General features: G+C 45.2%; 14 protein-coding genes. 11 read left to right on the plus strand and 3 right to left on the minus strand.

The genetic code is table 11. The features are described 5' to 3' along the window. Positions 1-23 precede the first annotated feature (23 nt). From rsuA to APB76_RS00165, 3 genes are all read left to right on the plus strand, one after another. Positions 24-725, plus strand: a complete 702-nt coding sequence (gene rsuA / locus APB76_RS00155; RefSeq protein WP_049842951.1) for a 16S rRNA pseudouridine(516) synthase RsuA — start codon at positions 24-26, stop codon at positions 723-725. Positions 726-917: 192 nt separating this feature from the next. After that, on the plus strand, positions 918-2,123 hold the full coding sequence (locus APB76_RS00160; RefSeq protein ID WP_054963424.1) for a Bcr/CflA family multidrug efflux MFS transporter: 1,206 nt from the start codon (positions 918-920) through the stop codon (positions 2,121-2,123). After that, positions 2,123-2,782 carry a DUF2913 family protein gene (locus tag APB76_RS00165; RefSeq protein ID WP_054963425.1) on the plus strand — a complete coding sequence of 220 codons (660 nt, stop codon included), beginning with the start codon at positions 2,123-2,125 and terminating at the stop codon, positions 2,780-2,782. Before APB76_RS00160 ends, APB76_RS00165 begins: the two co-directional genes overlap by 1 nt. Positions 2,783-2,794: 12 nt before the next feature. On the opposite strand, the gene APB76_RS00170 is transcribed toward APB76_RS00165, so the two are convergent. Further along, the gene (locus APB76_RS00170; protein WP_054963426.1) at positions 2,795-4,246 is read right to left on the minus strand and encodes a DUF2867 domain-containing protein; all 1,452 of its coding nucleotides are present in this window, start codon (positions 4,244-4,246) and stop codon (positions 2,795-2,797) included. A 101-nt stretch (positions 4,247-4,347) separates the two neighbouring features. Between APB76_RS00170 and APB76_RS00175 the strand changes: the two genes are divergently transcribed. From APB76_RS00175 to nhaA, 5 genes are all read left to right on the plus strand, one after another. Continuing rightward, on the plus strand, positions 4,348-5,724 hold the full coding sequence (locus tag APB76_RS00175) for an MATE family efflux transporter (RefSeq protein WP_054963427.1): 1,377 nt from the start codon (positions 4,348-4,350) through the stop codon (positions 5,722-5,724). Between the two features lie 123 nt (positions 5,725-5,847). Continuing rightward, a complete protein-coding gene (locus tag APB76_RS00180) occupies positions 5,848-6,519 on the plus strand; it encodes an ABC transporter ATP-binding protein (protein WP_049842946.1) in 672 nt (223 codons plus the stop codon). Beyond that, complete coding sequence (locus APB76_RS00185) at positions 6,500-8,953, plus strand: ABC transporter permease (protein ID WP_049842945.1); 2,454 nt, start codon at positions 6,500-6,502, stop codon at positions 8,951-8,953. Before APB76_RS00180 ends, APB76_RS00185 begins: the two co-directional genes overlap by 20 nt. Further along, positions 8,954-10,078 carry a lipocalin-like domain-containing protein gene (locus APB76_RS00190; protein ID WP_054963428.1) on the plus strand — a complete coding sequence of 375 codons (1,125 nt, stop codon included), beginning with the start codon at positions 8,954-8,956 and terminating at the stop codon, positions 10,076-10,078. 255 nt (positions 10,079-10,333) lie between these two features. Continuing rightward, positions 10,334-11,518: a Na+/H+ antiporter NhaA gene (gene nhaA, locus APB76_RS00195; protein ID WP_054963429.1), complete on the plus strand. Its 1,185-nt coding sequence runs from the start codon at positions 10,334-10,336 to the stop codon at positions 11,516-11,518. 62 nt (positions 11,519-11,580) lie between these two features. On the opposite strand, the gene APB76_RS00200 is transcribed toward nhaA, so the two are convergent. Both APB76_RS00200 and APB76_RS00205 read right to left on the minus strand, forming a co-directional pair. Then, positions 11,581-12,195, minus strand: coding sequence for an OmpA family protein (locus APB76_RS00200; RefSeq protein WP_049842943.1), 615 nt, complete (start codon positions 12,193-12,195; stop codon positions 11,581-11,583). A gap of 1 nt (position 12,196) precedes the next feature. Beyond that, the gene (locus APB76_RS00205; protein ID WP_054963430.1) at positions 12,197-13,510 is read right to left on the minus strand and encodes a TolC family outer membrane protein; all 1,314 of its coding nucleotides are present in this window, start codon (positions 13,508-13,510) and stop codon (positions 12,197-12,199) included. Positions 13,511-13,800: 290 nt separating this feature from the next. Here APB76_RS00205 and APB76_RS00210 point away from each other — a divergent pair, with 290 nt between their 5' ends. The 3 genes from APB76_RS00210 (at position 13,801) to APB76_RS00220 (ending at position 22,379) form a co-directional block, all read left to right on the plus strand. Further along, positions 13,801-17,697 carry a VCBS domain-containing protein gene (locus APB76_RS00210; protein WP_064429676.1) on the plus strand — a complete coding sequence of 1,299 codons (3,897 nt, stop codon included), beginning with the start codon at positions 13,801-13,803 and terminating at the stop codon, positions 17,695-17,697. 512 nt (positions 17,698-18,209) lie between these two features. After that, positions 18,210-21,110, plus strand: a complete 2,901-nt coding sequence (locus tag APB76_RS00215; protein WP_054963003.1) for a pyridoxal phosphate-dependent class III aminotransferase — start codon at positions 18,210-18,212, stop codon at positions 21,108-21,110. Positions 21,111-21,125: 15 nt separating this feature from the next. Continuing rightward, positions 21,126-22,379: a carboxynorspermidine synthase gene (locus APB76_RS00220; protein ID WP_049845174.1), complete on the plus strand. Its 1,254-nt coding sequence runs from the start codon at positions 21,126-21,128 to the stop codon at positions 22,377-22,379. Positions 22,380-22,544: the final 165 nt, after the last annotated feature.

The raw sequence follows: 22,544 nt of genomic DNA on the forward strand, positions 1-22,544 counted from the left end.
CACCTAGCAAAGATGAGGTATTCATGCGTTTAGATAAATATCTATGTGATGCACTTGGGGCAACACGTAAAGAAGCAACAAAAATCATTAAAAGTGGTGATGTCACCGTCAATGACGTGGTGCAGAAAAGTGGCGCAACTAAGGTTACTGAAGAGTGCACGGTAGAATGGCAAGGTCGAGAGATTCAAAAGCCGGGCCCTCGCTACATCATGCTTTTTAAGCCAGATGGTTTTGTTTGCTCGCATGAAGATGGGTTTAATCAAACGGCTTTCATGTTGCTAGATGAAGTGAAAATGGAAGATTTACATTTTGCGGGTCGTCTTGATGTTGATACTACAGGTCTGGTCTTGATAACTGATGATGGTCAATGGTCTCACCGAATCACATCTCCAAAACACAAATGTGAGAAAACATACCGTGTTTGGCTTGTTGATCCTCTACAAGCAGAGTATGCGGAGAAGTTTGCAGAAGGCATTCAACTGCGCAACGAGAAAGATATAACACTGCCAGCTAAGCTTGAAGTCGTCGATGAAGAAGAGAAAGAAGTGTTACTGACTATCACCGAAGGTAAATACCATCAGGTGAAGCGGATGTTTGCAGCGCTTGGCAACAAAGTTGAACACCTGCACCGAGAGCGTATTGGTAATATTGAGCTTTGTGACACTTTAGAGCCGGGTGAATACCGTTATTTAACCGAAGAAGAAATTAACTCTGTTTGGAAATAATCCTTTATTAAGGAAATACTTTATTTCCATTTGGGAACTAGTCTTTTAGGGGCAATTCGCTCAATATAGATCAATTCATCAAGGGTCTGTTAACCGAACGAGGTCAACAGATCCTTGCACTTTTAGTGTTCATTTATTCTGTTTGGTTGCAGCACGGAAGCTGCATCTGATTCGCAGCCGAGTAGGAGATTTATGTCTGAGAGAACCTTAGATCAAACCAAAGCCCCCCAAATCAGTTTCCTGTTATTCCTTGTTCTGGGTGCAATTGGTGCTTTAACCCCTTTAGCTATTGATATGTACCTGCCAGCGATGCCAACGATCGCCAAAGACCTTGGTGTTGTCGAAGGTGCAGTGCAGATTACGCTCACAGCCTATACCGCCGGATTTGCGATTGGCCAGTTGATTCATGGGCCATTGGCAGACAGTTATGGTCGTCGTCCTGTTTTGATACTGGGTGTGTTCTTTTTTGGTCTTGCGGCGGTGGTCAGTGCGACAACAACGGGCATTGAAGCGTTAACTTGGGTACGTACAGCGCAAGGTTTTGCCGGCGCTGCTGCTGCGGTCATCATACAAGCCGTAGTACGTGATATGTTTGATCGTGAAGATTTTGCGCGAGCTATGTCATTTGTTACCTTGGTGATGACGATTGCGCCATTGATCGCTCCAATGATCGGTGGCTATGTCGCTGTGTGGTTTGGCTGGCGCGCTATTTTTTGGATTTTGGCTGGCTTTTCCGTCGTCGTGATATGTTTAGTGCTATGGAAAATTCCAGAAACGCTAAGTGAAGAGAACAAACAACCACTTCGAATCCGCAATACGCTAAGGAACTACCTAAGGTTATTCAAAAATCCCGTGGCAATGGGGTTGATTTTCTCCGGTGCCTTTTCGTTTGCAGGGATGTTTGCATTTCTAACAGCAGGGTCGTTTGTCTATATTGATATCTATGGCGTAAGGCCAGATCTATTCGGTTATCTGTTTGCCTTAAATATTGTCGCGATGATTGTCATGACGAGTATCAATGGCCGTTTGGTCAAAAAGGTGGGTTCGCACGCCATGCTGCGTTTTGGTTTGATCATACAGCTTATCGCAGGCGTCGGTCTATTTGTTACCTGGTTGTTAGATGCAGGCCTGTGGGGAACGGTTGTATTTGTCGTAATGTTTATCGGAACCTTGTCGACAATCGGGAGCAACACAATGGGGCTGTTATTAAGTGGTTACCCAACGATGGCAGGTACGGCGTCTTCGTTGGCAGGAACTCTGCGCTTTGGCACAGGTTCAATTATTGGTGCTATCGTGGCAATGATGCCCGGTGGTGTAACATGGCCGATGATCTCAATGATGAGTGCTTGCTCTATCATCTCAGCGGCTTGTTATTGGATATTTGGAAGAAAGGCGTAATGTCTGAATATACGGTAGAAATACAGAAATTAGTAAACAAGGCTTTGGAAGAGATTGCCAATGAGCATAAGGCTGGCAAACTGACCAATGGCCCAACAGCAAACAACCTTTACTTGGTGCGTTGGATTACAAAAGCAATTAAGTCGCAGCAGTTCCCGCGTATTGTGGCGGATGATTTAATTCGCTGGCAGAAAACGGGACGCTCAAAAGGGAACAACGCTGGTTTGATGCAAACGTTCCAACGTATTTCGAAATTCTATGCTCAGTTCTTCCCGCAAGGTCAAGAAGATCGTATTGTTAAAGACTATGAAATCAACGACTTCATCGACATGATGGAAGAGAAAGGGTGGGAAGTCACAACGTCTGAAGAGTTAGTTGGTTGTGGTAAAATCCAGATCTTTACTGAGGGACCAAACTCACTCGCGATGTGCACTGAGCAATGTGAGAGCAGCTTTGATGGTGAAGATATGATCAAGCCAATGAGCTGGTTTGTTCGCGGTCACCATGCTGATTTTGTTGAGAAAGCCTCGAATGCTGGCTTTATGGTTCATAAAGTGACGGACTACAAATCTAACGTGAAGTATCACGGCGAGTACTTAGTCTTTCCAGCCAACCGAGGTGATCGATTAGCTGAAATTCCACTGAGTCTGACGGTGTAAGCTAAAGCGGATTCAAAGAGAGCTTCTACTATTTTGAAGCTCTTTTGCTTTTCTAATGATGGCTTTAACCATACCTTTAAAGATAAACAGGTGGGCAGGCATCATGGCAAACCAGTACAGTAGTCCTCTAAATCCCTGTGGATGCCACCATGCTGTCACAGTGAGTTTTCTTTTTGTTCCCAAATCTTCAATTGAAAATTCCAATCGACCTAAACCAGGGCCTTTCATACCGAATAATAATGAGATGAACTGGTTTTCTTCACAGCGAATGACTTTCCATGAATCGATGTAATCTCCCACTTGAAGTCCTGGGCCGGTAGGAGAACGTCGAACTGGTTTACCCCCTCCAAAGAAGATGTCGAGCCATTCACGTGTACGCCACAATAAGTTAGCAAAGAAGTAGCCTTCTTTTTTGCTGCCAATCTGTTTCACCACGTTCCAGATCTGCTTAGCTGACAGCTGCGTTTCTATTTCGGCACTCGTTTGCTTGGGGTAATAACCGTAACCAGGTTGCCAACGAGAAAGGGCTGCAGGATCAAAGCCCCACACATTACTTCGCACGAACTTACCCTCTTGCTCAATACTGTTGGCGACCATGTCTTTAAACGCGATAAGGGATTGCGGGTATTTCTTGTCAATTGCATGATGGTCTGCGATGAAATCATGTTCAAGCCCTGACAGAAGCGCTGCGCCAATACTGGAAGGAACAGACGTGACGACGCCTAGCCAATGAGAAGCCATTTGTGGGGTGAGCAGGGAAGTGGGCCAAATCGAAATAGGTTTGTTGATGGTATTAGCGATTACGTGGAACTGCTGTCGATAGCTGAGCGTATCAGGTCCACCCACTTCATAAAGTTGGTGATGGGTTGGCGATTCCTCAGCAGTAGACAGTAAGTAGTGGTTGAGATTCTCTAGAGCGATCGGATTCGCTCGTGATTCGACCCATTTTGGCGTCACGAGAATTGGCATGTTGTAAACAAAGTCACGCATAATCTCGAATGCGGCAGAACCTGGACCGATGATGACACCAGCGCGTAGTTCTGTGATTGGAACACCAGCTTTTCGAATGATATCGCCAGTCATCCGGCGAGCAGTAAGGTGCCTTGAGTCGCCAGTCTGTGGTTGTATCGCACTCAAGTATATGACGTGTTTCACCGAGCTTTGGACGAGTGCATGACTAAAATTTTCTGCCAAAGATACTTCATATTCAAGAAAGTCATGCCCATGCGCCATACCATGGACTAAAAAATAGATAAGATCGAACTTGGGGATCAACGCACTTGTGGCCGCTTTATCAGCAAGGTCGAGATAGCAAAGCGACAAATTTTGATGAGGTTCGACGCGAGCCTTAAGATAGTCGATTTGTCTGGCGGCGGCTGTAACCTTATAACCACGCTCACAAAGCTGTAAAAGCAGTTGTGAACCCACGTAGCCAGAGGCGCCCAAGACCAGTACGTTTTTCATCCTAACCCCTGTGGTTTTTATGGTTTCATATCTAGACTGATCATATAATAGTCGACTCGTTTTTTCTCTCTTTTCATACTGTTGCATTTTGAGGTGCGCGATTGATAACTCTCTCCCATGTTTTGACAAATACCCGTGGTGACTTTATACGGCGTTTAATTGCGATTGCTTTACCTATTACATTGCAGAGTATTATGTTTTCCAGCCGAGGTTTGGTTGATGTATTGATGCTAGGTCAGTTAGGTGAAGCCGAAATCGCAGCCGTCGGCGTCGCTGCGCGTGCAACGTTTGTTACGACGATCATGCTAGTTGGTGTGACAACCGGAGGCGCATTACTTACAGCGCAATACTGGGGAGCGGGTGATCGCAAAGGAGTCAGAGAAAGTACTGCCCTTACCTGGCTAGTTTGTATGGTTTTTGCAGCGATTACTGCGCTGTTATTCATCTTATTCCCTACGCAAGTCATGGGGTTAGCGACCAGTGATCCAGTGGTGAACAAGCTAGGTGCTGACTATTTAGTGATCACTTCGGTATCTATGTTTGCCGTCGCCTGTGTAGCAAGTATGGCTGTGGGTTTACGGGCCATGCACAAACCGGGTTTAAGTACCTTTTTTAGTGGTATCGGCATCATCTCTAACATATTCCTCAACTGGGTGCTCATTTTTGGTAAGTTTGGCGTGCCTGCGATGGGAATTAAAGGAGCGGCTATTGCCACAGTGTTAAGTGGTGCTATCGAAGTGGTAACTTTGTTTGGCTACTTGTATGCCAAAAAGCACTTATTGGCATTTGGCTTGCTGGATATTCGCGACGTAGTGGAGTGGACGCGAGTTACAAAGTTCTTGCGCTTATCACTGCCTACGACATTCAATTTCCTCGCATGGGCAGGGGGGCTGTTTGCCTACCATGCCATTATGGGTCAGTCGGGTGTACAAGGTTTGGCTGCTTTATCAGTCATGTCACCCGTTGAGTCAATCGCTCTTGCTTTGCTGATCGGTATGTCAAACGCAGCCGCAGTATTGGTTGGTAACCAAATTGGCGCGAAGAAATACGACGAAGTCTATTATCAGGCGATTGGCGTGACACTACTCAGTGTGCTTGTAGGGATTGTTGTCGCTGGATTGCTCTATTTGGTACAAGGCTTAGTATTAGATGTCTTTAGTGCGCTGACTCCTGAAACACGTGCATTGTCGGAGAAGTTCATGCTGGTGTTAAGTGTAGGTATTGTACTTAGATCCTTACCGATGATGACAATCGTAGGTGTGCTTCGCGCAGGAGGCGATGTTAAGTTCTGTTTATATCAAGATCTGGTTGCCCAGTGGGTGATCGGTATTCCGCTCGCAGCATTTGCAGCCATAGGGCTTGGTTGGAAGCCTGAGTGGATTTATTTACTGTTTTTAACTGAGGAGGCAATCAAATGGTTTGGCTCTCTCTATCGCATGAAAACGCGGAAGTGGATTCGAAATTTGATCGAAAACTAGACATTGGGCGTGTATTCATAGCGCTTTGGTGCATATCTTGTGATCTAGTATCCAAAATGCTTCCTTGAACTGTCGATTTAGTGTAGATTCACACTCCTATTTCGACGGTTTACGAGAGTATTAATGTTACAGCTAACAGACCTATGTAAAGGCTATGTAGATGGTGGTGAATTTCATCCAGTTTTACAAGGTGCTGAGTTGTCGTTAAAGCAAGGTGAACAGATAGCGTTAATGGGTGAAAGTGGTTCGGGTAAGAGTACGTTACTCAACTTGATTGCAGGCCTTGATACGGTAGACACCGGAGAAGTCATTTTTCCAAAGTTCTCAATGCATCAAGTAGCAGAATCCAAGCGCACGGCTTATCGTAGAAACAACATAGGTCTTATTTTCCAACAGTTTAATCTCCTTCCTACACTTAATATCGCCGACAACATTCGTTTTTGCAGACAGCTTAAAGGTCTTCCTGAAGATGCTGGTTTATGGCGACAAATTCTCTCTGCTCTCGATTTAATGCCATTACTTGGCCGTTATCCTGAAGAAGTTTCTGGTGGTCAGCAACAGCGAGCCGCTATAGCACGCGCTCTTTATATGGAGCCTAAGATCTTGCTTGCCGATGAGCCTACGGGGAGCTTGGATGAGCGTAATGCCGAAGCTGTAATGCGTCTACTCACTACATTGACCAAGCAATTAGAGTGTACCTTACTCTTAGTTACACACAGTGAGCGCGTAGCACAACATATGGAAGGTAAGGTTAGATTGCAAGGAGGGCAACTGCATGTTATGGCCCGTAGTTAAAGCACTACTTGGCCACTACAGACGTTACCCTTTCCAAATAATTCTTGTCTGGCTCGGTCTTACTTTAGGTGTCTCTCTTCTTGTTGGTGTAAGTTCTATTAATAGTCATGCTCGCCAGAGTTACGAACATGGTGAGAAGCTATTCTCGAACCCACTTCCTTACCGTATCCGCCCTAAACATGCTGCTAACAAGATTCCCCAGGGGTTTTATGTTCAGCTTCGTCGCGATGGGTTCCATCAATGTGCTCCCTTTGAAAGTTTACGTATCAGTACTGCCAGTGGTACCGATTTGATGTTAGTCGGTATCGACCCGGTTGCTATGATCGAGTTCGAATCGGGTTCTTTACTGGATGATATCTCTTCACTTAATTTAATGCGTCCACCTTATCCTGTTCTTGTTAGTGCGGATCTTGCGCAGCATATGAAATGGGGTAATGGGGATTTTATTCGTTTAAACGATGGTAGTGCTTTAGGCCCAATTAGCATTGATACTGAAAGTCGATTGAACGGCACTCGCATCATTGCAGATATGTCTTTATTGCGAATGATTGAGCGAAGTTCAGGCATTTCGGTGATTGCATGTGCCGATATGCCAGATCACAAGCTTGCCAAGCTAAAGTCTGTGCTACCCAATGGCATGGTACTTAGTCGAAGCTCCCGTGCCGAACTTGAGTCTTTAACAGAAGCTTTTCATTTGAACTTAAGTGCCATGGGTATGCTGGCATTCGTTGTTGGTTTGTTTATCTTTTATCAAGCCATGTCGATGACATTAACGCAGCGTCAACCTTTGGTGGGCAATTTAAGGCAAATGGGGGTCTCGGGTTGGCAACTTGCTCAGGCTTTGCTCCTCGAACTATTTGTATTGGTTTTTGTGAGTTGGTTGTGCGGTAATATCTTAGGCATGCTACTAGCCAATCAACTTATTCCAGCCGTATCGGCGAGTTTGGGAGATTTGTACGATACCAATATAGGTCTTGCCATTGTGTGGGATTGGCGGGCGAGTATCTCTAGCTTATATCTTTCTTTGGCTGGTGCGATTGTTGCCTGCGCATGGCCTTTGATTCGCTTGTTGCGTTCTCAGCCAAGTCGACTGACAACGAGACTGTCTTTGGTTCGATTTGCTGGTGCTGAGTTTACCATTCAAGCGTTAATCGCCTGTGCCTGCTGTGTGGCTGCGATTGCAATCTACCAAGCGCCTCAAACACAGGAGACAGGCTTTGCGATAATTGCCCTAATGCTGCTTAGTGTGGCTTTATTTACGCCTTATATTATTTGGAAAGTTTTCGAAACCCTGTCGTACACATTGCGTTGGGTGAAAGTCCGCTGGTTCTTTGCTGATGCTGCAGCAAGCATGAGCTATCGTGGTGTGGCGACGATGGCGTTCATGCTGGCTATGGCAGCTAATATTGGTGTTGAAACCATGGTCGGTAGTTTCCGCGATACGACCGACAAATGGTTAACACAACGCTTGGCGGCAGATCTGTACATCTATCCAAACAATAGCGCTGCAGCACGCATGAGTACTTGGCTTACGAAACAGCCGGAGGTGGATTCTGTGTGGTGGCGCTGGGAAAAAGATATTTCCACCGACAAAGGTGCTTTACAAGTTGTGAGTACAGGCGCTTCTGAAGGAGAGCTTGATGCCTTAACTGTTAAACTGGGTATTCCAAATTACTGGTATCACTTGCATCATTCGAAAGGTGTGATGATCAGTGAATCAATGGCACTTAAATTGGGAATTAGACCAGGTGATTATGTTGATTTAACTGGCAAGCTCGGCTCCGGTTGGCAAGTTGTGGGGGTGTATTACGACTACGGTAATCCGTACAATCAAGTCTTACTTTCGCATCGTAATTGGCTATATGCATTTGCGGGTAGTGGTTCCGTCGCGCTCGGTGCTGTGCTCAATGATGGGATCAATCCGATTGGTCTTAAGCGTCGCCTAGAAACCATATTTAGGCTCGACTCTGAACGAATTTATGATAATAGCCATATCCATAGTCAGGCTATGAGAGTCTTTGATCGCACTTTCTCGATCGCTGATACTTTAGGAAACATTACGCTTGTTATTGCTGTGTTTGGTATTTTCTTTGCTACTGTAGCGGGTGAAGTTTCACGTCAAAAACATATCTCGCTCTTGCGCTGTTTAGGTATGTCTGGAAGAGAGTTGATCATGATGGGGAGCTTGCAATTGTTCGTCTTTGGTGCGATTGCTATTCTCATTGCTATGCCTCTTGGGCTGGCCCTCGCAAATCTGGTGGTTGATATCGTGATCAAGCAATCTTTTGGTTGGACGCTAGAGGTTCAATTTATTCCAACTGCATACCTTCACTCTGGCCTTCTTGCCATGTTCTCCCTTATGGTTGCCGGTGCAATTCCTGTTTTGAGAATGGTAAAGAATACACCAATGAAATCGTTAAGAGACTCCCTATAGATGAGCAATAGAAGCAAAAGACTCCTTGGGGTATTCATCGTCACCATCATTTTCAGTGCATTTGCCTTGATAGCCTTGCATGAGCAGAGCGATGCTAAAAACAGTCACTTGCCTCGAACTAATGAGGTCAGTTCAGTTTTAGTCTCTAAGCCAACTCAAGTGTTCGAGCCTGTGCTGCCTGACAACCCTGTCATTATCCCGAGAGATTTTGCTTTTCATAACGAGTATCAGCATGGTTGGTGGCACTTTTTTGCCAACGTACAAGATCAGTATGGCGAGACATACGGTATTCAATGGAGTTACTTTCGCATCGCTTCGAACGATAGCAATATGTCGGGATGGTTAAGTCCTCAGCTATTTGTTTCTCATATAGTGGTATCGAATAAAGATAAAGTTTGGCGAGAGCAGCGCGTAGCGCGTGGTGGTATTGGCCAAGCGGGTATGACTTCAAAACCTTTTAGGATCTGGATTGACAATTGGTCATGGCGATCACTTGGGCGAACGCCTTTTCCAGGCTTATTAGATGCGCAAACCGATACATTCAAAGTGAAGTTGAAAACTACAACGCGTGGTCCTTTTGTTATTCCTCGTGAGCGCGGTTACGCTATCAAACATGATTTGTTACCTATTGCTTCACTAAATCTAACTGCGCCATTTCTTGTAGTAGAAGGCCAACTGGCGTTGTCACCGAGTAAAGTACTCTCAGTAAAAGGCACAGGGTGGATGAGTAAGGAGTGGGGGAGTGGGTTACTGGCTGAAGATCAACAAGGCTGGGACTGGTTTGTTTTCCACTTAGATGATGAAACCACATTGTCGATAAACCGTTATCGTCACCAGAGTCAACTTCCTTATGTTTTTGGGACACTTGCAACAAACGATGGAAAAGTCACAACGTTGAATAATCAAGACATTGAGATTGCTCCAATACAAGAGACAGTTTTAGCTAATGGCAAGCGTCTTCCTACTCGCTGGATAATCAACATTCCTGACCTTGATATTAGCCTTGAAACCCAGACGTTGAACGATGATTTATGGCTTCCGTTTGTATTGCCATATTGGGAAGGGCCGATCTTGACGACCGGTAGCCATACAGCCCAAGGTTTCATGCAACTAACTGGTTATTAAGTCGTTCAAAACCAACATGGACGTGCTAGAAGCCACTTTTCATGATGTGAAGGTGGCTTTTTGTATTTTATGTGGAAATTCCGGTACTTTGCCTATAATGAAACAGAGAATGAAGGCGAACATTGAGAAGCGCATATCGGAAAAACCGAAGCATATCATCCAAACAATCGATTTTCCCTGATGTAACCAACTCTATAAACTCGACTGTATTCATTGTTAATCGCTTATTAACATAATAAATATAAGGACAATATCATGAATGATATTATTCGCGATTTTTTCAAAATGGAGTCTGCCGGAGGCATTCTATTAGTTATTGCTGCTGCTATTGCAATGACAATCGCAAACACTTCTCTTAACGATGTATACCAAGCTTTCTTACACACTTATGTTTTTGGTATGTCGATTTCGCACTGGATCAACGATGGTTTGATGGCAGTATTCTTCTTATTGATTGGTCTTGAGGTTAAGCGAGAGCTGCTTGAGGGAGCGCTAAAGTCAAAAGAAACCGCTATCTTCCCGGCAATCGCTGCAGTCGGCGGTATGGTAGCCCCAGCACTGGTTTACCTAATGTTCAATTACGGCGATGCTCAAGCGGTGCAGGGATGGGCGATTCCAGCGGCAACGGATATTGCTTTTGCACTGGGTATCATGGCGCTACTAGGTAAGCGTGTACCCGTTAGCCTGAAAGTTTTCTTGCTTGCTCTTGCGATCATTGATGACTTGGGTGTTGTTGTTATCATTGCTCTATTTTATACAGGCGATTTGTCAACGACCGCCTTGGCAGTGGGCTTTGCTATGACGGCGGCATTATTTATACTGAATGCCAAGAAGGTAACCAAGTTGACCCCGTATATGATTGTTGGTGCCATCTTGTGGTTTGCTGTATTGAAATCGGGCGTGCATGCAACATTAGCGGGTGTCGTTATAGGCTTTGCAATTCCACTTCAAGGTAAAAAGGGTGAGCATTCTCCGCTCAAGCATATGGAGCATGCACTGCACCCATACGTGGCATTCGGTATTCTGCCATTATTCGCTTTCGCTAACGCAGGCATTTCGTTAGAGGGTGTATCGATAGACGGTTTGACTTCAATGCTACCACTAGGTATCGCAATGGGCCTTCTGCTTGGTAAGCCTTTGGGTATTTTCTCGTTCAGTTGGATTGCGGTGAAATCAGGGGTAGCTAAATTGCCCGAAGGAATAACGTTCCGCCATATTTTCGCAGTATCGGTGCTGTGTGGTATCGGCTTCACGATGTCGATCTTTATTTCGTCGCTAGCCTTTGGTCCAGTGAATGTAGAGTTTGATACCTATGCGCGGCTTGGCATATTGATGGGCTCGACGACAGCAGCGTTGTTAGGTTATTTCCTACTGCACATCTCGCTGCCAAAGAAGAGCGCAAGTGTTGAGAGTAACGCACAGGTCAAATCTCAGCACTAAAGACCAACACTAGATAAAGCAGAAAGCGCCCGAGATGGGCGCTTTTTTTAGGGTAAGTGATGCTATTTCTCCAATACTGTGAAGATAGTCCACTCTTCAATTACTTCTTCATTGAGGCCTACAACGGTAGCGGTCACTCGTCGATTTAGAGCATGAGAAGTTTCATCGACACCGTCCGATTCAAGTCGAGTATCGCCGTATCCTACAATCGTTACTCGGCTCGGTTCAGTACCAAATGAGAGTAACTCATCTTCAACTGCGTGCGCCCTTTTCTTTGATAGCTCTAGATTGTATTCCGCTGTGCCTACTTTACTGGCGTAGCCTTGGATTTGAATTGATGCCGATTTGTAGCGTTCTAAAAATTCTGCCATTGTTTGAATTTGGTCTGAGAAGATGGGGTTAATTTCGTAAGAGTCATTGGCAAATAAAATACGAAGTTGTCGCTCTTCTTCTTCAAAAATCGCTGCGCCACAGCCGTCATTGTCAACTTGCGCACCTGAGGGGGTTCCCGGGCAGATGTCACGAGCATTGACAACGCCATCTCTATCATCATCCGTCAAGTCAGATATTTGATTGGCGATGGGGGTTTCTATGTATTCATATTCTTCATCGGCATTTACAGCACTGAATGGTATAAAAGCCATAAGAGTGTATGGGATTAATTGTGTTACTTTCATATCAGTACTCCACTCGCTCAGTCCACTCGTCAGGTGTATCTACCAGAAGCGCATCAAGTAGATTTCCGGTGGCATTCATTACGCGATATTTAGCGTACTGCTCGGCATAGTGAGCATCTAAGTAGTCTTTTCTCGCTTCAAACAGTTCGTTTTCAGTATTGAGCAAGTCAAGTAAGGTTCGTTGTCCAATCCGGTATTGCTTTTCATAGGCAATCACAGTTTCGGAGGCTGAATCGACATGGTCTGCAAGAAAGTTCTTCTGTTGAAGTGTCAGATCTAACGCACTCCATGATAAACGAAGGCTTTCTTCTACTTGTCGGTAAGCGTTGTCTCGCAGGTCTTTAGCTTGGTTTAGCTGATAAGCTGCGCGTTTAGACAGGTCACTGTCTGAGCCACCGTTGTAGAGGTTGTAACGCATACGAAGCATAGCTAGCGTTTCATCGCTGCTACCTCGATCACCACCAGCATCATCACGCCATGTTTGGCTCGCTTCAATGGAGAGGGTAGGGTAATAGTTCCCTTTAGACTGTTTGTATTGAAAACGAGCTGAATCGACGTCTACAAGAGAGACTTTGATAACAGGGTGCTTATCAAATGCCTCAACCAGAGCATCTTGTAAAGATAGAGGAAGTTTAGTCTCATCTGCTCTTGGGTAGATCAACCCTAATGGTTGTTGCCCTACTAAACGTGTGAATTGAGTATGGGTATCAACTAAGTTGTTCTGTGCGGCGAGTAAATTGCCGTGTGCCTTAGCAATCCTTGCCTCGACCTGAGATACGTCTGCAGTCGAGCCAATTCCCGATTGGGCACGGCGTTGGATATCGCGATAAATTTCTTTATGCACGGAAAGGTTGCTTTCAGATAGTGCAAGTATCTCTGTGGCTTTCACTGCATCTAGGTAGACTTGTGTCACTTGTAGTGCTAAATCAGACGCATCCGCTAGCAGTTGAAAGCGAACAGATTCAGCATCGGCTGCTGTTCTGTCCATATCATTGAGTGTTGCATTACCATCCCATAGCAGTTGGGTGAGGCTAAGAGTTGCTTCTTTTCTTGTGAGATCAGTATCGCTCCTCCCGGTTGAATCCGCCGGGTCAATTCCTTCATAACCGATGCCCGCATCGAGATCTAGGCTAGGTAGGTAAGCACCGGTTGAAGCATCAGCTTGTTTTACCGCGCTCTTAAATTGGTTGTAAGTGCTTTTTAGTTCGGGGTTAGTAGCGAGTGTGATTGCGACTGCTTGTTCCAGGGTTTGAGAGTAAGCAGTAAAGCTCGCGAGAACCACACAGCTAGCAATGAGTGACTTTTTCAGGTTCAAGGGAGCCTCCTTAATATCCGCCAAGTCGATAGTCAAGTTATTACAGGAGCACCATGGCCCCACAGTAAGTACCAAAAGCTTAGTCGACGTAAACCAAAAGTGAGAATCTTTATGCGAAATTACGGGGGTTACTTATTAGTGACTTATAAACTTTCGTTTGGACTTTTTTGTTATTTACTAGATTGTCAGTAATGACGAGTCTAGCTTTATAAGGTGTGGGAGTACGCGAAAGTTTTAACACCTGTTGTAGGGGGTGGGGGGACTTATATCGCACAAATGGGAATTTGGTTATGAATGCGAAAAGTCTAGCACCATTCATGTTAGCTAGTACGACTGTAGTAATTGACATCAATGGTGAAATAAGAGAACTAGTACCTGGAGAAGTGCCGGGGCCGGGAGAAGTTATCGTAGTGGTCGGCCAAGGAGCGACGGCTGCGACTGAACCTCAGATAGAGGCGCAACTTATAGGCGACGGTGGTGACAACTTCAATCTTGATTTAGACAATGAAATTGCGTCGATCATCGAGCAGATTGAAGAGGGGGTCGACCCGACTCAGAATGAAGACTTTGCGACCGCGGCCGGGGGGCAAAATGGTTCCAGTCCAACAGGGACGGGAGACATTGAGCGAACTGGTGCAGAAACATTAGCTGAAACTCAATTTGATACTTCTGGGCTTGAATCTCAGGGGTTGTCTGAGACCCAAAGTCTTACTTTACTAGATTTAGTGGCACAAGCGGTCTTTGTTGGAGACGATGCGGTTACTGTCTTTGAAACGGATGTTCCTTGGGTTATTACTGGTACGGTTGTCGCAACAGAAACTGATGTCCCAACTTTTGTCCCCCAAGATGGTGTAGCGGGTGACAACGGTGTCTTTTCTATTGATGCAGATGGTAATTGGACCTACGTTGCCAATAGTGCTTTTGATGAGCTTAATATTGGTGATTCTCTTATTGATGTATTCCCTATTGAGTCTACCGACGGCACAGTCGGAAGTGTCACGGTTACTATTAATGGTACCAATGACTTACCACAATTTGTCGCAACTGATGATTTTATTCCTGGTGGTGGAGGTGGAGAAGATGAGCAACTCTCTACCTTTGCGTTTGAAGATGGCGTATACAGTTTCGATATTCCCGAAAACACCGCGGCTGATGTCCCGATCGGTCAAGTTGCGGCTGAGGATCCAGATAACGATGTCTTAATTTTTAGCATTTCGACCAATATCCAAAACGAAGGTGGAGAGGATTTGTTCCAAATTGATCCCGATACTGGGGTTATTAGCCTTACTGAAGCGGGGGCAGAGTCTTTCGTCAATGATTTCGAAATCTTAGAAAATGTTCACAACATTGTTGTCACCGTGACCGAAGGTGATGGCGTTGGTGAGCCGCAGTCCGTCGATGTCGATGTGATATTCACCGAACTGAACGAAGATGACAATGCCCCTATATTTGATGATACTGATGAAGGGGGAGTGTATAACTTCGAATACGATGAGAACTCGACCGATGAGTATGTGATAGGCACCGTTTCTGCGACAGATGCCGACGGTGAAAACGTCACTTATAGCATTAAGACCAATGTGTTTAATGACGCGGAAGAGCCACTGTTTGAAATTGACTCGGTCACAGGGGAAATTAGCCTAACTGCGGCGGGTGTGGCCGCGTTTACCAACGACTACGAGCTAGCAGAGAATGAGCACAGCATAGTGGTCACTGCGACTGAAGATGAAGGTTTAGGACCCGTTAAAACCACCGATGTGACGGTAAACCTTGATGAGGTCAACCTTGATGACAACGCACCAGTATTTGAAGACACCGATGAAGGGGGTGAATACAACTTCGAATACAACGAAAACTCGACCGATGAGTATGTAATAGGTACCGTTTCTGCGACAGATGCCGACGGTGAAAACGTCACTTATAGCATTAAGACCAATGTGTTTAATGACGCGGAAGAGCCACTGTTTGAAATTGACTCGGTCACAGGGGAAATTAGTTTAACAGCGGCGGGCGTGGCCGCGTTTACCAACGACTACGAGCTAGCAGAGAATGAGCACAGCATAGTGGTCACTGCGACTGAAGACGAAGGTTTTGGGCCAGTTAAAACCACCGATGTGACGGTAAACCTTGATGAGGTCAACCTTGATGACAACGCACCAGTATTTGAAGACACCGATGAAGGGGGTGAATACAACTTCGAATATAACGAAAACTCGACCGATGAGTATGTGATAGGCACCGTTTCTGCGACAGATGCCGACGGTGAAAACGTTACTTATAGTATTAAGACCAATGTGTTTAATGACGCGGAAGAGCCACTGTTTGAAATCGATTCAGTCACAGGGGAAATTAGCCTAACAGCGGCGGGTGTGGCTGCATTTACCAACGACTATGAGTTGGCCGAAAACGAACACAGCATAGTGGTTACTGCCACTGAAGACGAAGGTTTAGGCCCAGTTAAAACCACCGATGTGACGGTAAACCTTGATGAGGTCAACCTTGATGACAACGCGCCAGTGTTTGATGCAAACGACGGCGACCAGTACGCATTCTCCTATTTGGAGAACAATACAGAGGACTACGTGATTGGTACCGTTTCTGCGACGGATGCAGACGGTGAGGACGTCACCTACAGCATTAAAACAAATATCTTTAATGACGACGACGAGCCGCTATTCGAGATTAATCCAACCAATGGGAACATAAGTTTAACTGCAGCAGGGGTGTTGGCGTTTACCAATAACTTTGAAGCGCTTGCCAATGAGCATACTTTGGTTGTCACCGCTACAGAGGTAGAAGGGTTTGGTATACAGAAATCTACAGACATTGATGTCGTACTTAGCGAACTCAATGTCAATGAACTCCCAGTTACCGAAGACTTTGATGTTGATGCCGGAGACGCGATCTTTGTACCGATTATTTTCGACTCCGATGATGAGGGTTTGGATCACATCTCTGATGAAGATGATGACTTTAATGGTGTTGAACTCAATGTCATGATTACATATCTTCCTCAATATGGCACGTTACTCTACACCGATGATTTTGGTGAGACACGAGTGCTAACAGAAGCTGACCTTCATGTTATGGGTGAAGAAATAGACCCAGCGAAGCTGTTTGATCCAGATAACTTCACCTATGTCCCAGGCCCAGGTGATCCATTTGAGATTGGTTACAGTGGGGACCCTGATGACATAGTGCTAGATGATGATGGTTTTTATAACTGGGGCGAGTGGGTGAGTGACACTGAGCGTCTTATTACATTAGATAATGGCAACACCATAGGTATTTCCATTACTGACAATAATAATAAACCACTCAAACAGTACACCGGAGATCAACCGCATGTAGGTTGGGGTATCGGTGATACTGATGGTAACGGGATGAACAAACAAGAAGCTTTGATTATTGACTTTAGCGATAACCCGCTTGATGTGGTGACTTTTGGTTTAGATGGTATGGGTGCGGAGTTTAATACTAACAGCAGTGTCTACGTCGAAGTAACTTATACCTTTGCTGATGGTACGACGCACGTTGAACAATACCAGAAAGATGAAGGTGATGTTGGCAACGAGCAAATCCTCTATGAGTTCAGTTACTCTTCACCAGACAATCCAATTGTGGAGATGGAGTTGAGTTCAACGGGAGGTAACTGGGAACTTAGATACCTATCAGGTACGCAAGATATCACCGAAGATGTCACGTTTGATTATGTTGCGGTAGATTCAGACCTTGCGATTAGTAATGAATCGACTGTCACGATTGATGTGTCTGAGTCTCCTGAATATGAGGTTCTGTCTGCCGCTGAAGGGGATGATCTAGATGCAGAATTGGGTAATCAAGTTATGCTCGGTGATGAAAACGACAATGTGTTTACTTGGTTAGACTCAACACTAGACAACGGTACTGATGTTGTCGATAACTTTGATTTAGGTAACGACCTGATCGATTTGCGAGGTATCCTAGAAGAAGATGACAATGTATTGGTCGGTGACTTAATTGACTCCATCAGCACTGAAGTCGATGGAGATGATGTAGTGATGACGGTGACGGATGACGGGCGAGAACAAACCATTATTTTGGAAGGAGTCACTAACGCGTTCGAAGACGCGGGGTTGGTTGAAAACAACTCGATTACCAATGAACTGGAAATGTTGACTCAGGTGCTTAAGACAGATGCGGCGTAAACTTTATTGCCAGAGAAATGACCAACCCTTATCGGTTGGTCTTTTTTTTGATAGCTGAATGATTATTTTGGCGAGAAGGTGAAAAATTATTGCCAGATGATTTCAATTTATGATAATTTTCGCCGCAATCTCGGAGATGAGTCAAAATTAGGATATTCTGGGGGATACGCGTGATGGCATTCGGGCTGAGTGGACATCACGTAGGGTAGGTATCGACAAGCCCTTTTGTCGATAGACGGGATACTAATGTCGCAGTGCGGCATATGAATGGGAAACCCAACATTGAACTCACATAACAAACACACATTAATCAGCTTAGTTCTTCCACAATGCCCTGTTTTACAGGACAGTTGCATTACTGAACCTTGATCTAATTTCTCGATATGTAATCCATCCACGATGGATCGATTTTCCGTACGCGCTATTTAATTAATTTGCGCTGCGGCTTGCTGTACCCTCAATTTAGATTTCGTTCAAATGAGGGAAAGAACTACATTTCAAGGGATTAAATCATGAGCATAGCCTTTGAAGTCGATAACACAGTGACGAACACTACTATCGCAACTCCTTTTTCATCTCAGATTCCAATCTTGGAAGGCACTTACGATCTTACACCTGATCAAATACTGCTTGAGCAAGAACAGCATGAGTCTGAGGTTCGTTCGTATCCACGACGTTTGCCAATTGCAATAAAACAGGCCTATGGTGCACTTGTTGAGGATACGCGTGGTCAGTTATTCTTAGATTGCCTTGCAGGTGCAGGGACCCTGGCTTTGGGTTATAACCATCCAGAGATCAATCAAGCACTAAAAACTCAGCTAGACAGCGGTCTGCCATACCAAACGCTTGATATTGCAACTGAAGCGAAAACTCACTTTATCAAAACGGTAAAAGCGTTCTTACCCCAAGAGCTTGCTGACGATTGTGTGATTCAATTCTGTGGGCCGTCTGGCGCCGATGCAGTTGAGGCGGCGATTAAGCTTGCAAAACAAACAACAGGCAGAAACACCATGTTCGCCTTCCGCGGTGCCTACCACGGCATGACCAACGGCACCATGGGCATGATGGGTAATCTTGGTACTAAAGCGCGTAGAACAGGTCTAATGTCCGATGTTCACTTTATGCCATTCCCATATAACTTGCGCTGCCCATTTGGCTTAGGTGGTGACGAGGGTGCCAAAGCGAGCATTCGCTACATTGAACGTCTATTACACGATGATGAAGCGGGTATCATGAAGCCTGCGGCTATCGTTGTCGAACCTGTGCAAGGTGAGGGCGGGGTTGTTCCAGCTCCGGCTTTCTGGCTTAAAGAACTACGTCGTATTTGTGATGAGCATGAAATTTTGCTGATTTTTGATGAAATTCAATGTGGTGTCGGCAAATCAGGCAACAACTTTGCGTTTGAAGAAGCGGGTATAGTTCCAGACATTTTATGTTTGTCGAAAGCCATTGGTGGCGGTATGCCAATGTCGTTGCTAGTGATTAACAAGCAGCATGACACTTGGAAACCGGGCGAGCATACGGGCACATTCCGTGGCAACCAGCTAGCGATGGTCTCTGGTGCCAAAGCGTTAGAAATTATCCAACGCGACAACTTAGTTGAGCACGCTAATATTGCTGGTCAGTATTTACGTCACGGTCTAGAAGCGATTCAAGCACGAGTAAATTGCATCGCAGAAGTTCGTGGTAAGGGTTTAATGCTTGGTGTTGAAATTCGCAAGCCTGGCAATGAACTGAATAAATTTGGTGAGCCTGTCGCCGACGGTGACCTCACCTTAAAAATTCAACGTGCTGCGTTAGAGCGAGGCTTGATGGTTGAGAAAGGTGGACGTGACGGTTCTGTGATTCGTTTCCTTCCTCCGCTGATCATCTCTTTTGAGCAGATCGATTTTGCTTTGCGAGTGCTTGAAGAGGCGATTATTGTCGCGGGCGGTCGCCATCTAGATTGCGCATATAGTGATTCTGAGTGGAAGCAACATTTCGTCCACACTGGCGAGTCCGGCAGTGACGAGTTCGCTAAAGTCATGAATCATACTACAGCGAAAATGAAAGCTGTGTTTGAGCAAATTGATGCGCCATACTCTGGCTTAGAGCCTAAACAGTTAGAGCAAGCAATCAATGCTATTGATTTGGACAATAAAAACGCTTCGTTGATTGACGTGATTGGTGAGACGGCAGATTTGGTTGCCAAGAATTCAATCATAGTGCAGCACCCAGATTGTATCGCTCACCTTCACACACCTCCACTGATGCCTTCGATTGTTGCAGAGGCAATGATCGCTGCGCTAAACCAATCGATGGACTCTTGGGATCAAGCATCCGCAGCCACTTACGTTGAACAGAAAGTGATTGACTGGATGTGCGAGAAGTATGAGTTGGGTACTCAAGCCGACGGTATCTTCACCAGTGGTGGGACGCAGAGTAACCTGATGGGATTACTACTTGCGCGCGATTGGATTGCCGATAAGCTCGATTCACATTCGATTCAAAAGTCAGGGCTACCAGAGTACGCGAGCAAGCTTCGTATCTTGTGCTCAAAAAAGTCTCACTTCACGGTGCAAAAATCGGCGTCACTGCTTGGGCTTGGTGAAAACGCGGTTTGTTGTGTAGAGGCTAACTCAAACGGAACCATCCAAGTAGATGCATTAACGACACAAGTTGAAGTGCTCAAATCGCAAGGTTTGATCCCATTCGCTGTTGTCGGCACAGCAGGTACAACCGACCATGGTGCGATTGATGATCTTGCATCCATTGCTGATATCGCTGAACAAAACAAGTTGTGGTTCCACGTTGACAGTGCTTACGGCGGCGCGTTGATTCTCAGCAGTCATAAATCGCGTTTATCAGGTATAGAGCGAGCAGACTCCGTGAGCGTTGACTTCCACAAATTGTTCTATCAAACAATCAGCTGTGGCGCTGTGTTGCTAAAAGACAAAGCGAACTTTAAGTTCCTGCTCCATCATGCCGATTACCTCAACCGCGAACATGATGAATTGCCTAACTTAGTCGATAAATCGATTGCGACGACCAAGCGTTTTGATGCACTGAAAGTCTTTATGACGATGCAAAGTGTAGGCCCTGATACGTTAGGTCAAATGTATGATCATTTGCTTGAACAGACTCAGCAGGTTGCGGGACTAATCGATAATGATGCCTGTTTTGAGTTACTGGTAGAACCATCGCTTTCTACCGTTCTGTTTCGATTTAATGAATCCGGCGCCTGTGATTTGGATGAACTGAATAAAACTCTAAGGTTAGAAGCCCTAACTCGCGGCATTGCCGTTCTTGGAGAAACGGTAGTGGATGGTAAGTCTGCGCTTAAATTTACTATTTTAAACCCTTGCTTAAAGATCTCTGACTTTGAATCTTTACTAAATAAAATCAAAATTTTAGCTTCTGAGCTAGCGAATTAAAGGTAACGTAATACTATGGCTATTTTACAAATTGGTGCAGGTGGTGTTGGTTGGGTTGTTGCACATAAAGCAGCGCAAAACAATGATGTTCTTGGTGACATTACTATTGCTTCTCGCACAGTAAGTAAATGTGAAAAAATCATCGAATCTATCCAGAAAAAGAACAACCTAAAAGATAGCTCGAAGAAATTGGAAGCGCGTGCAGTGAACGCTGATGATGTAGATGCATTAGTTTCACTCATCAAAGAAGTGCAGCCTAATCTTGTTATCAACGCCGGTCCTCCGTGGGTCAATATGACGATCATGGAAGCGTGTTACCAAGCGAAGGTGAACTACCTAGATACATCAGTGGCGGTTGACCTATGTTCTGAAGGTCAGCAGGTTCCTCAAGCTTACGATTGGCAGTGGGGTTACCGTGAGAAGTTTGCTGAAGCGGGCATTACAGGTATTCTAGGCGCAGGTTTTGATCCAGGTGTTGTGTCAGTATTTGCAGCTTATGCAGTGAAGCATCTGTTCGATGAGATCGATACGATTGACGTAATGGACGTTAACGCTGGTGATCACGGTAAAAAGTTCGCAACTAACTTTGACCCAGAAACTAATATGTTAGAAATTCAGGGTGACTCTTTCTACTGGGAAAACCAAGAGTGGAAACAAGTCCCTTGTCACTCGCGTATGCTTGAGTTTGACTTCCCTAACTGTGGCACACACAAAGTTTACTCAATGGCGCACGATGAAGTTCGTTCAATGAAAGAGTTTATCCCAGCGAAACGTATTGAGTTTTGGATGGGCTTTGGTGACAAATACCTAAACTACTTTAACTGTATGCGTGATATTGGCCTGCTTAGCCCAGACCCACTAACACTGCATGATGGTACGGTTGTTCAACCTCTTCACGTACTGAAGGCACTGCTTCCAGACCCAACTTCACTTGCTCCGGGTTACACTGGCTTAACTTGTATCGGCACTTGGGTACAAGGTAAGAAGGACGGTAAAGAGCGTAGCGTATTTATCTACAACAACGCAGACCACGAAGTGGCTTACGAAGATGTAGAACACCAAGCGATTTCTTACACTACAGGTGTTCCTGCTATTACTGCAGCGCTACAATTCTTCCGTGGTGAGTGGGCGGATAAAGGTGTGTTCAACATGGAACAGCTAAACCCAGACCCATTCCTAGAAACCATGCCAAGCATTGGTCTTGACTGGCATGTTCAAGAGCTTGAAGCGGGTCAAGGTCTGCCAGTAATTCACGAACTTAAAAAGTAACGACTGAATTTTTTTAGTTTGGTATCAAAAGGGGACAGCAGTGTTCCCTTTTTCGGTCATGGCGATCTATTCGATGTTGGTATTAACCATGTTTATTTTGTAACTCACTTCGTTCAAACAGGACAAAATAAACATACTCAATACCAACTTCATCAGCGGTGACTT

Origin of the sequence: Vibrio bivalvicida (genome assembly GCF_001399455.2) — a bacterium.
GTDB lineage: Bacteria > Pseudomonadota > Gammaproteobacteria > Enterobacterales > Vibrionaceae > Vibrio > Vibrio bivalvicida.

Bases quoted from the DNA above. Each gene is read 5' to 3' on its own strand.
- rsuA (WP_049842951.1), top strand. From the start codon at position 24: ATGCGTTTAGATAAATATCTATGTGATGCACTTGGGGCAACACGTAAA.
- APB76_RS00160 (WP_054963424.1), top strand. From the start codon at position 918: ATGTCTGAGAGAACCTTAGATCAAACCAAAGCCCCCCAAATCAGTTTC.
- APB76_RS00165 (WP_054963425.1), top strand. From the start codon at position 2,123: ATGTCTGAATATACGGTAGAAATACAGAAATTAGTAAACAAGGCTTTG.
- APB76_RS00170 (WP_054963426.1), bottom strand. From the start codon at position 4,246: ATGAAAAACGTACTGGTCTTGGGCGCCTCTGGCTACGTGGGTTCACAA.
- APB76_RS00180 (WP_049842946.1), top strand. From the start codon at position 5,848: ATGTTACAGCTAACAGACCTATGTAAAGGCTATGTAGATGGTGGTGAA.
- APB76_RS00185 (WP_049842945.1), top strand. From the start codon at position 6,500: ATGTTATGGCCCGTAGTTAAAGCACTACTTGGCCACTACAGACGTTAC.
- APB76_RS00190 (WP_054963428.1), top strand. From the start codon at position 8,954: ATGAGCAATAGAAGCAAAAGACTCCTTGGGGTATTCATCGTCACCATC.
- nhaA (WP_054963429.1), top strand. From the start codon at position 10,334: ATGAATGATATTATTCGCGATTTTTTCAAAATGGAGTCTGCCGGAGGC.
- APB76_RS00200 (WP_049842943.1), bottom strand. From the start codon at position 12,195: ATGAAAGTAACACAATTAATCCCATACACTCTTATGGCTTTTATACCA.
- APB76_RS00210 (WP_064429676.1), top strand. From the start codon at position 13,801: ATGAATGCGAAAAGTCTAGCACCATTCATGTTAGCTAGTACGACTGTA.
- APB76_RS00215 (WP_054963003.1), top strand. From the start codon at position 18,210: ATGAGCATAGCCTTTGAAGTCGATAACACAGTGACGAACACTACTATC.
- APB76_RS00220 (WP_049845174.1), top strand. From the start codon at position 21,126: ATGGCTATTTTACAAATTGGTGCAGGTGGTGTTGGTTGGGTTGTTGCA.